Below are 14315 nucleotides of genomic sequence, written 5' to 3'. Positions count from 1 at the left end.
TTTTACTAAATTTTAACCTATGAGGCAAGTTGTACTTGATTGCGTCCTAAAGTTTTGGCTTGATATAACGCCCGATCAGCACGATTTAACAAGCTCTGTAGGCTATTTCGCGTTGGTAAAACTTGATGCACCACCCCAAGACTCACCGTCATGCTCAAAACAGCATGTGCCACTTGAGTTTTTGAAGTAGCGACAGCACGGCAGATACGTTCTGCAATGATTTGTGATTCAATTTCAGTGGTATTATTTAACACCACCACAAATTCTTCACCGCCCATACGCGCAAATAAATCCTGTTCACGCAAATTACTTTTCACCGTCGTGGCAAAGCTTTGTAGCAATACATCACCAATATAGTGACCATATTGATCGTTCATTTTCTTAAAGTGATCAATATCTAGCACAATGATACTCATCGATTTAACCAGATTTTCCTTCAATAAGTTTTCAGTTTGAGTGAATAAAAAACGGCGATTTCCCACATGAGTTAAGGGGTCGTGGTTGGCCAGATAGAGCACTTCTTTATACAGATCATGACGATTACGACTCACAATACATAAAAGCAAAGGTGCAATCATCAACATGCACAGCCCTATACGCACCGAAATAGAAGTGGCCAAGAAGTTATCTGCTGTACGTGAAATATAATAGGTCGTTAAACTATGATACGTCACAAAACAAACCAAACTGTTAATGATACTCACATAAAATAAGTTGTAACTTAAAGCCGCCCAAATCAGCCCTGCTAAAGGAAAAAGTAAGGCGCCTGGACCAAAGAAAAGATGAGTACACGCCACAGAAATTAAAACTGACAGTAAGGGTAAAACATCGACAAACTGGGTTTCGCACTGTCTACGGTTATTCCAAAGATACTTTAATTTCTTCGCTGCAGGAAAGGTCAACATGAGGGGTAAAAGTGAAATACAATTTAGAACTTCCCCCGTCCACCAAATATAAAACTCAGCCCAAAGGTCTTGCGTGCTCATAAAGGTGTGTGGCATATACGGAACGACAGCAACGGCAAATATCGCGCTGGAAAAGCACCCAAGAAAAACACAAACCAAGAAAAGATAAAGAAAATTTAAGCCTTTGTTATATGCACGATAGTCAATTTGTAAATAATGGATAAAGAATAAAGACACGCCTACCGTCATAAAATTGGCGATTGTTAAAGCCAAAGTCAGCTCAAGATGATTCCCTGTGACTAAGTCTGCCAACATATAACCAATAAAAGCACCCAACCAACCACCGACATTTCTAAGTGGCTTAAACCGTAAAAACAAGCCGATCAGTACAGCATTAGCTGGCCAAAAATAAGCGAAATATGCAATCGGCCGAGTGAATATCCCAAGCAAACAGCAGACAAAAATCACCACAGCAACCATCAAACATGCTCGGCCATGCTGTTTAAAATTCAACGATACTTCTGTGAGCTTAACTGCGTACAAAATATTCCCTCATTTTTACATGAGTTATGATTAAACATCATGTTTTCTACTGTCACTTTGCTTGCAAACGATGCATTGATGAAAATCATCACAGATTGACAATATTTACTAAATAAACTCTATCGATTGTTCGTTATGGTTTCAATATGATTTTTTGATTTATATCCTGAATCTAGATATTTACGATTAAATGCTGATATCACTCTCACCCATAAAAAAAGCCTCCACATCGGGAGGCTTTTTGATCTTTGGACTTATTTTGCTTCAGGCGCTGGTGCTGATGCTCCTGCTTCTTCAGACTCTAAAGGTGCAGCATCAATCATCTCTGGACTAACTTCAATATTGGTTACTGGTGTCTCAGTTGCTGAACTTTCCACTGGCGTTTGTTGAGCCTCTTGTTTTTTGTCACTACACGCAGCAAGCGACATCATCATTGCAGAAGCTAAAACCACCAAAGCCATTTTCATGTTAATCATTATGCACCTTCACATTAGTCATCAATTGCTTGAAACAATACTACTTATTTTTGCTCAAGTTTAAAGTATTCGTTTGTGAGCAATCTTTTGAAATTAAGGCAGAATTATAACATCATTGAACAAAAATGATAAAAACAAGCTTGAAGCAAGCTTGTTTTTATCTATCCAAGAATGCACTCGAATTAAACAGGATACGCTGTCGCGACTTCCTGACTAATCATTGCTGCGGTTGCCGCAGATAGCGTCCAACCTAAGTGCCCATGTCCTGTATTAAAGAACACACGTTCTAACTTTCCACGGCGTACTACAGGCATCATATTCGGCATCATAGGACGAAGACCTGCCCAAGGGACCGCATGCTCTGTCGAAACTTTAAAATTACGATTGGTCCAGTCAACAAGAGGTTGAATCCGATCTGCCCGGATATCACGGTTATAGCCATTAAACTCAGCAGTGCCCGCAACACGGAAACGATCTTTACCTAAACGTGAAGTTACAATCTTCGCGCTTTCATCCAGCAAGCTCACCCACGGCGCATTTTGCTGACTTTCTTCGTCATTTAACATCACCGTAATCGAATATCCCTTTACAGGATAAACATTGACGCGCTCTTGAACCAATTCAGCCAATTGATAGCTACCCACCCCAGCACACACCACAACAGCATCGGCAGCCAACATTTCCACTTCATTTGGAAGCAGTTCAACATTCTCTGAACTGGGTTGTAACTTCACTTCAACACCTGAGGCTAAATGCTGAACATCTGTCACATCCATACCAAAACGATACTTCACCCCTAACTTTTTGGTGACTTCAGCCAACCCTGTGGTGTACTTATGAATATCACCTGTCGCATCACCTTCACAATAAAATCCAGCATAATAGTCGCCGGTCAATGTCGGCTCAATTTGCTTAATTTCTTCGTTGGACACGCCACAACGTTCAAGTCCACCTTTATTGAGTAAATCATTGACTCGGATGGCAACGTCATAATCTTGTTTATTATGATAAAAATGCAAAATACCACGTTTTTCTAAATTGAAGTCGATTGACTCTTTATCCGCAATTTCGAACAAGCGCTGACGAGCCAATAAAGCCAAACGTACTGTTTCGTGGGTATTAGCCTCATAATGTTTAATATTGCCCAGAAATTCCATCAGCCATGCATATTTATGCACACTAAACGCAGGATTCAGCAATAAAGGGGCAGATTTTTGAGACATCCATTTCATGCCTTTCAGCACTGTCGATTTTTGGTTCCAAACTTCCGCATTACATGCAGACAGTTGTCCACCATTTGCAAAAGAAGTTTCCATCGCAGGAAATAAATGACGATCCACAACGGTCACTTGATAACCAAGTAAGCTTAATTCATATGCAGTTGTGACGCCTGTAATTCCAGCACCAATGACAACGACATGACACATAGACACCTCCTTTTTATTGTTTGATGTCAACCCCATCTGTCATGTGTACCTGAGAGCTTCGATCTAAAACATCCCATGACGTTTTAAACCATCCCCTTCGGTGAGTGATTGAACACTTCTCTCCAGAGTTTTTTCATTATTACAGTCCTTTTGCCTGAGAGTTTCCGGGGTCGTTGCTCCTTCGGCGAATGCAGAACATTTCTCTCCTGCAATAATGCTTATTATTCTATGAGCAATTTATATACCATGTAATCACCCGATTTGAAAATGCTCTTAAAGTATTATCTTTCGTTTATTTTTATAAAGCACAACCTCAGCTTAGGACAAACGTTGCACTATACTGATCAAAATTGCGCTGTTACTGCTTTAAAATAGGACATATCTATCGCGCACATCTGAGCTATGCTGAGGTCATCTAAACATTTTTAATAGTGATGATTTATACATCTTAAGATGCTTCATTCTGTTTCTCTCCTGTATTAAAAGAATGAATGAGTTGTTCTGCATCTTGATAAATTTCTTGCCAATGCGATAGTAACTCACTGTGAAAGCTTATAGTGATATAACTCGTATTAAACCCATAATTGGGCTGATGTGTATTAAATTCACAACTTGTTGCACCACTCTTAAAATAAAGACATACAATAGTGAGACTTACCCCTTTACCTTTATGCTCCTGCCAATACACCTTTTTTCTAACACCGTCATCACTTTTTACCTCTATTTCATAGAGCCCTAAATCTGAGTTAAATGTTTTTGTTTCATCTACCCATATTTCACTCACCTCTTCTCCACTAGAAGAAAACATTCCTTTTCTTAATTTTCTTTTTAACTGACCAAAATAATTAAAGAAGTCTTTACTTCCCCACTCCTCTTTCCAAACGGAACGTTGGTTTAATGCGATTTTGATCACATCTTTATTTTCAGAATCTAGTTTAAAGCCTTCTCTAGATGCTTTCATTTCAGGCCATTTCACTTTCAAAGCAATACTTTGAATTTGATCATCACAGCCTTTAGCCTCGTGTTCTTCTTCGATATTTTTCCCCCAATAATTCACACCTTGATAATTCACTCTGCCATAATATAAATACTGCTTATCAATGAGCATGTGCTGCTCACCAAATTTTCCACAAGCATATAAGCGTGCTTTGACTTTTTCAGGGTCATGCATACTGTCGTAGCCGTATATCAACAATGAAATAACCAAAACTGTGAGTAGTGATAAAAATATAATGGTGCCTCGTCTGACTGTGCTTATTTTTTTATTCATATCCCCCCTTCCTTTTTTCTTTTAAAAATGAACTCTCTAAATTTTCTTACTCAGTAAGACCAAATGAAGATTCATCAACGGTTGTCCTACATTGGCATCTAATAAGATTAGCTCTCATACGCAAATAAAAAAAGTCAGACCGAAGTCTGACTTTAATGTGTACTCTCTTAAATATAAAGAGAATTTTCTAGTATTCAATCGGTGCAAATGGTGCAACGACGTCTGCATTTTGAGCACGATGACGCAAAAAGTGATCCATTAAAACAATCGCAAGCATTGCTTCTGCAATCGGAGCCGCACGCACACCCACACAAGGGTCATGACGACCTTTAGTTAATACGTCAGTATCTTCACGATTAATATTGATCGTTTTACCCGGTGTGGTAATAGATGCTGTTGGTTTAAGCGCAATTGCAACACGAATAGTTTGACCACTCGAAATACCGCCCAAGATCCCCCCTGCATGGTTCGCAAGGAAGCCATCAGTGGTTAACTCATCACGGCTCTCATGTCCAAACTGACCAGCAACGGCAAAACCATCACCAATTTCAACACCTTTAACAGCATTAATGGACATCATGGCATGGGCAATGTCAGCATCTAAACGGTCAAAAACAGGCTCGCCCCAACCTACAGGCACTTTTTCCGCCAAAATTTCAAGCTTTGCGCCACAGCTAGTACCTTGTTCACGCAATGAAGTCACCAGTGCTTCAAAACGCGGTACGGCATCAACATCACCGCAGAAAAATGGATTATTAGGTACTTCATTCCAATCCAATTTCTCCACAATTTCAGTCCCAATTTGGGTCACATGACCACGAATTAAAATACCAAACTTTTCAGCCAAGTATTTTTTCGCAATTGCACCCGCAGCCACACGCATAGCCGTTTCACGCGCACTTGAACGGCCACCACCACGGTAATCACGGAAACCGTACTTTTGTGTATAAGTATAATCTGCATGTCCCGGACGGAAGCTTTGTGCAATGTTACCGTAATCTTTGGATTTTTGATCGGTGTTACGGATCAATAAACCAATTGGTGTACCAGTTGTTTTACCTTCAAACACACCTGAAATGATTTCAACTTCATCAGGTTCTTTGCGCTGCGTCGCAAATTTAGAGGTGCCCGGCTTACGACGGTCTAAATCTTTTTGTAAATCGTCTGCTGTAAGCTCAAGGCCCGGTGGAACACCATCCACAATCGCCATTAAGCCTACACCATGAGATTCACCACAAGTCGTTACACGGAAGAGTTGCCCTATACTATTACCTGCCATGTCTAACGACTCCTTTTATGCTTGAACAGATTGAATGAATAAATCACGGAATTGACGGCATTGAGCCGCAGTCAATGCAAAGATTCCTGTACCGCCTTTTTGGAACTGTAACCAGTAAAAATCAACGGTATTAAAGTTTTGGCGCATTGCCCATTCAGAATTACCCACTTCAATCACGATGAGACCATCTTCAGTTAAGTAATCTGGCGCTTGAGCTAACATTTTACGAACCAAATCTAAGCCATCTTGACCTGCCGCCAATGCCAATTCTGGCTCATGGTGGAATTCTTCAGGTAAATCTGCCATGTCTTCAGCATCCACATAAGGTGGATTCGACACGATAAGATCGTATTGATTTTCAGCAGGAATTTTGGAAAACAAGTCAGACTCAAGTAAAGCCACTTGATACTGTTTGTCGTGGTGTTCTGAGTTAATTTGAGCCACTTCTAAAGCTTCTTTAGAAATATCCGTTGCATCTACTTCGGCATCTGGATACGCATAAGCCAAAGCAATCGCGATACAACCTGAACCCGTACACATATCTAAAATACGTTGTGGCGTTTTTGGATTCGGGTTTTCTGGCAAGTTGTTGACTGCTTCACCCATTTGGCCATTTTCACCTAAGCAATAAGGCGCGAAACGGTTTTGAATCAATTCTGCAATCGGTGAACGCGGAATCAGTACTCGTTCATCAACATAATATGGCTTGCCATCAAAATATGCCAAATTAAGCAAATATGAAGTCGGTACTTTTTCATTAATACGACGTTCTAATAAGCTTAAAACTTCTGCCTTTTCGCTTGGCAGTAACTTCGACTCTAAGATTTCAGCATCTGCATTCCAATCTAAAGATAAAGTCTGTAACACCAACGCTGAACTTTCAGCAAAATAGTCTTCTGTACCTTGACCTAAATGTGCATCGTATTGACGTAATGCTGTCACTCCAAAACGGATAAAATCACGAATTGTGCTTAAGTTTTCAGCGGCTTCCTGTATATGTTCAGGGCTAATAGTCGGGCGATCCACTAAAGGCGTCTCCAAGGTCATAATAAAAACGCCTTATGATACCCTGTTTTTCTATGATTTATAATGTTTTGATGCACAGCAAACACATTTTCATACGCTTTGCTCTTATTTGCTTATACGGCCTGTACGTGCTTCGTACATATCTGCACGGGTTTGCGTCATTTGCATCAGACAAGAAATACGCTGTAATTCAGTCTTTTCATTTTTCACGATAGGTTTGTTATTACAAATCTGATCACGCTGCGCCAGCCATTGCTGATGAGACTGTTTCACCAGCCCTTGCTCTTCTGCAGGAGCCTTCGCTAAATACGGCTTAAATACTTTCTTTAAGCGTTTCTTTTGTACTTTATATTCTTTACTCATGCATGCATCAATTTCACTCAACACATTGCCAGTTTGCTTCATGCATACTTCATATTTTTTAGTTGGGCCCATTGCATAGGCTGAACCACTGAATAATCCCACAACAAGCAACGCACTGAATATTTGTTTCAATTCCTTTCCCCAAAGCAAATTTTCTTCATTGATTTTTTAATCTAATCATTCACAGCATCTGCGTGCTGCAGCGCTTTAATATAACATCCTATTTTGTATGAACATACTAGCCTCTTATAAAATTTCCACCGCACAGCTTTTTACATGAAGTCACAGGCTTTGCATTGAAACCTGATCAAACAGCCTTATTATAAGGTGAGTTCTTCTGCCAATATTCCCCAAATTTATGAGTTATAAACACAACAATTTAATGGCGATGCGTGAACGCTATTGGAATGACACCGAAAACAATCATGTCGCCACTGAAAAAGCCTATTTCCAAAAGCTGTTACAGCAACAAGGGATCTATGAATGTGCAACCATTGAGGATGCTCGATACTTCTTTTTTAGTCTGCCGAGCATTATCATTGTTAAAGGTTATGCACATGGGTTTATGCACCAACCGGTACAAGAGATGATCCTACAACACATACAAACGCATAAAGATGAATTGATTCAGAAAAATACGCTTAAAGTAAAATTTCGTATGTAACAATCCCGATTAGGCTGTATTTAGATGGTTGCTTAACACTTATGGCCTTTTTTAACTCGAGATTCAGCAAGTTGAACTTTTTTAATACGTGAATACACGATATTATCCGTTACAATCTAAAATGCTGCCCTTGCTGATGAAAGGATTTTACTGAATTATGTCAGATCACAACGATAAGCTTAAACAACTGAAAACCTCCTCTATGGATCGTCGTTTATCGATTGCCAAAGCTTCGTTGCTTGCTGGAACACGTTGGGCTGCTTCTAATGCGACAACTATGTTTTCTAGCGAAGAAGAAAAAGAAAAGAAACGCAAAAAAGCAATGAAAGAACAGGCCGATTATCTTGTTTCTGAAATAGGCAAACTTAAAGGTTCTATCGTTAAAATTGGCCAAATGATGGCGCTTTATGGTGAACACTTTCTACCTGAAGAAATCACGCAAGCCTTAAATACTTTAAATAATCAAACAGTCGCTTTAGCGTGGCCTGCGATAAAACAGCAACTGCACAGCCAGTTGGGGTCTAAACTAGATGATTTGACCATCGATCATGAGCCACTGGGCACTGCATCACTGGCACAGGTCCACCGTGCAACGCGTAAGTCTGATGGTTTAGAGATGGTATTGAAAATTCAATATCCAGGCGTTGCTGAAGCCATTGACTCAGACATGAGCCTGTTTAAAAACATGCTTAAACTGACACGTATGGTGCCGCAAACACGCGAGTTCGACCAATGGTTCGATGAAGTTCGTGAGATGATGCACCGTGAAGTGAATTATAAAATTGAGGCTGCTACCACACGCCGCTTTGCTGCTCGCTTAAAAGAAGACCCACGCTACATCGTGCCGCAAATTATAGATGGCTACTGCACAGACCAAGTATTGTGTATGACATTTGAGCGTGGTGTGCCGATTAACAGCCCAGTCATGCTGTCACTTCCGCAAGAACGTCGCAACAAACTTGGCGAAGCATCACTTGAAATTGCGGTACGCGAGATTTTTGAATGGGGTGAAATGCAGACCGACCCGAACTTTGGTAATTACCTCGTTCGCTTAGGCAATGGCAATGACATCTTGGACAAAATCGTTCTGCTTGATTTTGGCGCAATCCGACAGTTTGATGAACACTTACTCGGCGTAGCACGTAAGCTCATTCATGCTGGGTTTAATCACAGTAGTGAAGAAATGGTTCAAGCAATGACAGGCTATGAGTTTTTTGACTCTATCCCTCAAAGCATTAAACCGGATATGGCTAAAGTCTTCTTACTTGCAACTGAAGCATTCAGCAGCCCAAGCAACAACCCAGACTTACCTGCTGGTGTTATGGATGAACACTTTGCTTATGACTGGAAAGCAAGCCAACTTCATAGCCGTGTAATGCAGCAAGCTTCAAAGTCGATGGCGTCTCGTTATTTCAGTGTTCCACCCAAAGAGTTTATGTTTATCAGCCGTAAATTCATTGGTGCTTATACCTTTATGACTGTAATTGAAGCGAAAACCAATGTTCGTGCAATGGTGAAAAAATTTATCTAAATGTACATTGACCAAAATGACGCGATGTCATTTTGGTCAATTGATCAATCATTTCAATTCTAAACGATTCAATAAAAAACTTAAAAAACAAAATATTAGAATAATTTAAAATACACCCCATACCGTTTATCTTTGACAATACATCATGTCAGTCATGACATAGTTATTCGTGTGCCGCTATGTCAGCATAAAACCACAGAATAATTCTGCTGGATGAAAATAATGACAAATATGGTAAATAAGGCGCAGGGATTTGGCTTATCACTGATCACAAAAATGGCAAGTAGCGACGTACTTGACCAATTAAAACTTAGAAAATTTGTGGAGAAATCGCTTTATCAAGGCTCAAAAGCGGGCTATAAGACTTTATCAAAAACACAAAAAGCCTTTAAAGCCAATAAAGATCTGCATAAACAGCGACTCAACAATCAAGAAAAATCATTATTTGATCTGAGCTATTCAGAAGATCAGCAAATGGCCATCGACACCATGTCACAGTTTGCCGCCGATATACTTTACCCATTAGCCGCAAGCGCCGATCAAAATGAAACTTTTCCAACAGAACTTTGGCAATATATCGAAGACCTAGGTCTGAACTTTTATGCTTTGCCTGAGGCACTCGGTGGTGTCGCTGCTGAGAAAAACATTCTGAGTAATGTACTTATTGCAGAGCATTTGGCCAAAGGTGATTTTAGTTTAGCCGCGGGTATGCTCTCTACCTTTAGTGTGATTAATGCCGTTACACAATGGGGTTCTGAGCAAGTACAGGCTTTATATTTAACCAGTTTTGCGCAAGACAGTAGCATTCGCGCTAGCTTTGCAATTCAAGAAGTTACGCCTGCTTTTAATCCTTACCAGTTAAAAACCAAAGCCATTTCACGTGCTGGTCAATATTTTATTCAAGGCGAAAAGACACTGGTAATATTGGCTGAAAGTGCAGATATTTTCCTTGTCAGTGCTGAACTTAATGGCCAAGCTGAAGTTTTTATTCTCAGACGGGATGAAAGTATTCAGTTTAAAAAATCTCCCGCTATGGGGCTCAAAGCAACCGAAACAGCAACTTTAATTTTTAATCAAACCCCTGCTTTACGCTTAGGTGATGAAGATTTCAACTACACGGCATTTTTAGACCTCGGCAATTTAATGTGGTGTGCAATGGCGGTCGGCACATGTGAAGCGGTCAAAAAATATTGTATTGAATATGCCAATGAACGCACGGCCTTTGGTGAACCCATTTCTCACCGTCAAAGTGTTGCTTTTATGATTGCAGATATGGCTATCGAAATTGATGCCATGCGTATGCTCATTCTAAATGCCGCAAGTCTCGCTGAATCTGGACAGACATTTCACCGTGAAGCCTATTTAGCACGCTTACTTTGTGTCGAAAAAGCCATGAAAATTGGCACCGATGGTGTACAGATTTTAGGTGGGCACGGATTCACCAAAGAACACCCTGTTGAGCGTTGGTATCGTGATTTACGTGCAACAGCGATTGTTCACTCTGGTCTACATGCATAATAAAAAGGAAAACTGGCATGAATTTACAAAACCCTAAAAAATTTAAATTACTGGTTGATCAAGCCCACCAAGTAGCCATCAATGTACTTCGCCCTATCTCCCGAAAATACGACAAAGCTGAACACAGCTATCCTAAAGAACTGGATATGCTGGCATCTTTGGTCGATGGTATGAATGAAGGCGGTGAAGGTATGAACGCGGGTGCGGCTGTCGGCAAGCGAGGCACCAATGAACAAGGCAATAAAAATGGAGTGAACCTCTCTACCGCTTTAAGTGTAATTGAGATGTGTTATGGAGATACCGCTTTACTCCTATCGATGCCTCGTCAAGGGCTGGGAAACTCAGCAATTGCAGCTGTTGCCAATGAAGAGCAATTACTACGCTTCAAGAACATATGGGCAGCTATGGCAATCACTGAACCAAACTGTGGCTCGGACTCTGCCGCTATTCGTACTACGGCAACAAAAGATGGTGATGATTACATCTTAAATGGTGAAAAGATTTTCGTGACTTCAGGGGAGCGTGCTGACGCTATCGTCGTTTGGGCAACGCTGGATAAAAAATTAGGCCGTTCAGCGATCAAATCTTTTGTAATTCCTAAAGGAACTGCTGGCATGACAGTGGAACGTTTAGAACATAAGCTAGGAATCAAAGCCTCTGATACCGCAGTTATTCGTTTAATCGACTGCCGAGTGCCAGCTAATAACCTACTGGGAAATGCGGAAATTGACATTGCTAAAGGCTTTGCTGGCGTGATGGAAACTTTTGATAATACCCGTCCGCTCGTTGCAGCCATGGCTATAGGCTGTGCTAAGGCCTCAATAGAGAGAATTAAAGAGATCTTCAGCGATTGTTTAGATCCTCAATATATAACGCCATACTTACAAACGACTCATATTGCGAGCCAAATTTATCGTATGGAAGCCGAATGGGAGGCGGCACGTTTACTGACCTTAAAGGCAGCATGGATGGCAGATAACAAAAAACCGAACTCAAAAGAAGCCTCCATCTCCAAAGCCAAAGCTGGTCGAATTTGTAATGAAATTACCCTTAAGTGCGTCGAACTTGCGTCAACAGTCGGCTACAATGAAGATGAGCTTTTGGAAAAATGGGCAAGAGATTCTAAAATTCTAGATATTTTTGAAGGAACGCAACAAATTCAGCAACTCATTATCGCACGCCGTGAATTAGGAAAGTCATCGAGCGAATTGAAATAATATAAAACGTCCCATTCGGATATGTTGAAGCTATGGTTTCTCTAAATAAAGAATTATGGCTTCACATTGAAAGTACTATGAAATAAGAAATCACTAGACTCAAATTCATGCTATCTAACAACGCCTGAACTTATTTATTGCGCTTCAAAAAAACATATCACAATCATGTGAGTTTAACTTTATTTAACATGCTTAATAATACATAAATGCTTTTAATTTTATATGCACCCTCACTCTATTTTTTTAATAGTATTAATAATTATCACCATAAAACAAATAGTCGATGCTGTTTTCTGTTATGTGTAAATCACTCTTTTTTGAAATTTAAAAGTTTTTTATAAGCCGTCAGTCATGTCTTTACATTAGGTCTTACATCCTCCTAATTTCCACCCTAATATTTGGAGAATAGCCAGTCTTACCTACTTAGGCTATTTACTATAAGCAATAGGAATTTCTTCGACTTATCCATGCAATCACTTATGGAAAATTTAAATACTTTGGGGTTATGTGACAAAACTCTCTCTGCAAGTGGCTCTATTCAAAACATAAAATCTAGACTTTCGCTTAAATAAAATACGGATTTAACAAAATCATAAAATAGTACCTTCTGTCTCAACTTGACTGTAATTGCGCAGCTCAATATGATCTTCTCAGACATTATACCAATGGATATACAGTTTGCTGAATTATCAACGATACTTGCCAACAGCTCATATTAAAGCTAAATCTGTTTTAATTTTAACAACAACTTTAATATTTACTGGTTGTTCATCACTTGGTGGCGGTTCCGTTGAAAAGCGTTCAGCAAAATTAGCCAATGGCATTCAAAAAGCATATGCTGTTGAACCAACTACAGCACTACGTATTGCACCTATGATTGTACAAAGTGCTGATCGTTATAATGTGGATCCATTACTAGTTGCAGCGGTTATAAGACAAGAGTCCAGCTATCGAAATTATGCTGTTTCCCCTGCTGGTGCTATTGGACTTACTCAAGTTATCCCACGCTATTGGCAACAAACCTGCCCTGGCGATTTATTTGAAGAAATTAATAATATTAATTGTGGCACCTATATTCTCGCTAACTATAACCAAAAAGCAGAAAGTTGGCCCAAAGCTTTGGCTTATTATAATGTCGGTCCAACAGGATACCATTCGAGCTGGAAAATGAAGCGTCAAGGAAAGAAATATGCCAAACAGGTTAAAGCACATCAAGAAAACTTAAAAGATGCTCTATAACCTCTTGTAAATATAAGACATAAAAGCCAGCAAATGCTGGCTTTTTTACCATTTAGGCCCTTATAGATAAGCTATCTCACTCGTTCTCTATCTCTTCTTTCCCACTTAATATTTCTCTTTTTCTTTATTATTTAATATTTTCAGCATAAAAAAAAATCCCCCTCAGCGATTAGCGGAGGGGGATTTTGAATTAATGAGCTGGCGATGACTTACTCTCACATGGATAACTCCACACTACCATCAGCGCTAAGAGGTTTCACTTCTGAGTTCGGGAAGGGATCAGGTGGTTCACTCTTGCTATTGTCGCCAGCACAACTGTTTATGACTATTCGTTGGGTCTTATTTACACATTGTGTATGCCTAACTTTCATCAAATGAGTTATTAACAGAACATCTGAGTTAATTTAATTTGCACATTGTACTTAGCTTTATAACTAAATCAAGTTGTTTGCAGTGATTTGAACCACAACACCAACTGTTTGGGTGTTGTATAGTCAAGCCTCACGAGCAATTAGTATTGGTCAGCTTCACATATCACTATGCTTCCACATCCAACCTATCAACGTCGTAGTCTTCAACGGCTCTTTAGAGGACATAAAGTCCTAGGGAAATCTTATCTTGAGGTAGGCTTCCCGCTTAGATGCTTTCAGCGGTTATCCCTTCCGAACATAGCTACCCGGCGATGCGACTGGCGTCACAACCGGTACACCAGAGGTTCGTCCACTCTGGTCCTCTCGTACTAGGAGCAGATCCTCTCAAATTTCCAACGCCCACGGTAGATAGGGACCGAACTGTCTCACGACGTTCTAAACCCAGCTCGCGTACCTCTTTAAATGGCGAACAGCCATACCCTTGGG

12 protein-coding genes, 2 rRNA genes and 1 riboswitch are annotated in these 14315 nt (G+C 40.1%); of the genes, 5 read left to right on the top strand and 9 right to left on the bottom strand.

The genetic code is table 11. The annotated features are described in order from the left end of the window. Positions 1-17 precede the first annotated feature (17 nt). From WH214_RS13395 to WH214_RS13365, 7 genes are all read right to left on the bottom strand, one after another. Positions 18-1448, bottom strand: a complete 1431-nt coding sequence (locus WH214_RS13395; protein ID WP_339993562.1) for a GGDEF domain-containing protein — start codon at positions 1446-1448, stop codon at positions 18-20. Between the two features lie 254 nt (positions 1449-1702). Continuing rightward, positions 1703-1924 carry a hypothetical protein gene (locus tag WH214_RS13390; protein ID WP_339993560.1) on the bottom strand — a complete coding sequence of 74 codons (222 nt, stop codon included), beginning with the start codon at positions 1922-1924 and terminating at the stop codon, positions 1703-1705. Positions 1925-2106: 182 nt separating this feature from the next. Next, positions 2107-3351, bottom strand: coding sequence for a D-amino acid dehydrogenase (locus tag WH214_RS13385; RefSeq protein ID WP_339422731.1), 1245 nt, complete (start codon positions 3349-3351; stop codon positions 2107-2109). Positions 3352-3483: 132 nt separating this feature from the next. Next, positions 3484-3570, bottom strand: a riboswitch (glycine riboswitch). A gap of 229 nt (positions 3571-3799) precedes the next feature. Continuing rightward, positions 3800-4621: a hypothetical protein gene (locus tag WH214_RS13380; protein ID WP_339422730.1), complete on the bottom strand. Its 822-nt coding sequence runs from the start codon at positions 4619-4621 to the stop codon at positions 3800-3802. Between the two features lie 187 nt (positions 4622-4808). Further along, positions 4809-5900, bottom strand: coding sequence for a chorismate synthase (aroC, locus tag WH214_RS13375; RefSeq protein WP_183175891.1), 1092 nt, complete (start codon positions 5898-5900; stop codon positions 4809-4811). 15 nt (positions 5901-5915) lie between these two features. Beyond that, positions 5916-6926: a 50S ribosomal protein L3 N(5)-glutamine methyltransferase gene (prmB, locus tag WH214_RS13370; RefSeq protein ID WP_026056415.1), complete on the bottom strand. Its 1011-nt coding sequence runs from the start codon at positions 6924-6926 to the stop codon at positions 5916-5918. A 105-nt stretch (positions 6927-7031) separates the two neighbouring features. Beyond that, a complete protein-coding gene (locus WH214_RS13365) occupies positions 7032-7421 on the bottom strand; it encodes a lysozyme inhibitor LprI family protein (RefSeq protein WP_339422729.1) in 390 nt (129 codons plus the stop codon). A 226-nt stretch (positions 7422-7647) separates the two neighbouring features. On the opposite strand from WH214_RS13365, the gene WH214_RS13360 reads away from it, so the two are divergent. The 5 genes from WH214_RS13360 to WH214_RS13340 all read left to right on the top strand — a co-directional run bounded on the left by WH214_RS13360 (position 7648) and on the right by WH214_RS13340 (position 13458). Next, positions 7648-7953: a hypothetical protein gene (locus WH214_RS13360; protein ID WP_178928564.1), complete on the top strand. Its 306-nt coding sequence runs from the start codon at positions 7648-7650 to the stop codon at positions 7951-7953. Between the two features lie 157 nt (positions 7954-8110). Further along, positions 8111-9484, top strand: coding sequence for an ABC1 kinase family protein (locus WH214_RS13355; RefSeq protein WP_004693012.1), 1374 nt, complete (start codon positions 8111-8113; stop codon positions 9482-9484). 231 nt (positions 9485-9715) lie between these two features. Next, positions 9716-11002, top strand: a complete 1287-nt coding sequence (locus WH214_RS13350) for an acyl-CoA dehydrogenase family protein (protein ID WP_339422993.1) — start codon at positions 9716-9718, stop codon at positions 11000-11002. Between the two features lie 17 nt (positions 11003-11019). Then, entirely contained in the window at positions 11020-12219 is a 1200-nt protein-coding gene (locus tag WH214_RS13345) for an acyl-CoA dehydrogenase family protein (RefSeq protein ID WP_339422728.1), read from the top strand. A 678-nt stretch (positions 12220-12897) separates the two neighbouring features. Next, the gene (locus tag WH214_RS13340; protein WP_339422727.1) at positions 12898-13458 is read left to right on the top strand and encodes a lytic transglycosylase domain-containing protein; all 561 of its coding nucleotides are present in this window, start codon (positions 12898-12900) and stop codon (positions 13456-13458) included. A gap of 196 nt (positions 13459-13654) precedes the next feature. On the opposite strand, the gene rrf is transcribed toward WH214_RS13340, so the two are convergent. Both rrf and WH214_RS13330 read right to left on the bottom strand, forming a co-directional pair. Further along, positions 13655-13769 (bottom strand): 5S ribosomal RNA (gene rrf, locus WH214_RS13335). Between the two features lie 179 nt (positions 13770-13948). Continuing rightward, a 23S ribosomal RNA gene (locus WH214_RS13330) occupies positions 13949-14315 on the bottom strand; the annotation flags it as partial.

The sequence above is a fragment of the Acinetobacter sp. MYb191 genome, assembly GCF_037572605.1.
Taxonomy (GTDB): domain Bacteria; phylum Pseudomonadota; class Gammaproteobacteria; order Pseudomonadales; family Moraxellaceae; genus Acinetobacter; species Acinetobacter johnsonii.
This window is presented reverse-complemented; position numbering and strand designations above follow the sequence as displayed.

Excerpts from the sequence above, each read along its gene's own strand:
- WH214_RS13390 (WP_339993560.1), bottom strand. The coding sequence starts at position 1,924 with ATGATTAACATGAAAATGGCTTTGGTGGTTTTAGCTTCTGCAATGATG.
- WH214_RS13385 (WP_339422731.1), bottom strand. The coding sequence starts at position 3,351 with ATGTGTCATGTCGTTGTCATTGGTGCTGGAATTACAGGCGTCACAACT.
- WH214_RS13380 (WP_339422730.1), bottom strand. The coding sequence starts at position 4,621 with ATGAATAAAAAAATAAGCACAGTCAGACGAGGCACCATTATATTTTTA.
- aroC (WP_183175891.1), bottom strand. The coding sequence starts at position 5,900 with ATGGCAGGTAATAGTATAGGGCAACTCTTCCGTGTAACGACTTGTGGT.
- WH214_RS13360 (WP_178928564.1), top strand. The coding sequence starts at position 7,648 with ATGAGTTATAAACACAACAATTTAATGGCGATGCGTGAACGCTATTGG.
- WH214_RS13355 (WP_004693012.1), top strand. The coding sequence starts at position 8,111 with ATGTCAGATCACAACGATAAGCTTAAACAACTGAAAACCTCCTCTATG.
- WH214_RS13350 (WP_339422993.1), top strand. The coding sequence starts at position 9,716 with ATGGTAAATAAGGCGCAGGGATTTGGCTTATCACTGATCACAAAAATG.
- WH214_RS13345 (WP_339422728.1), top strand. The coding sequence starts at position 11,020 with ATGAATTTACAAAACCCTAAAAAATTTAAATTACTGGTTGATCAAGCC.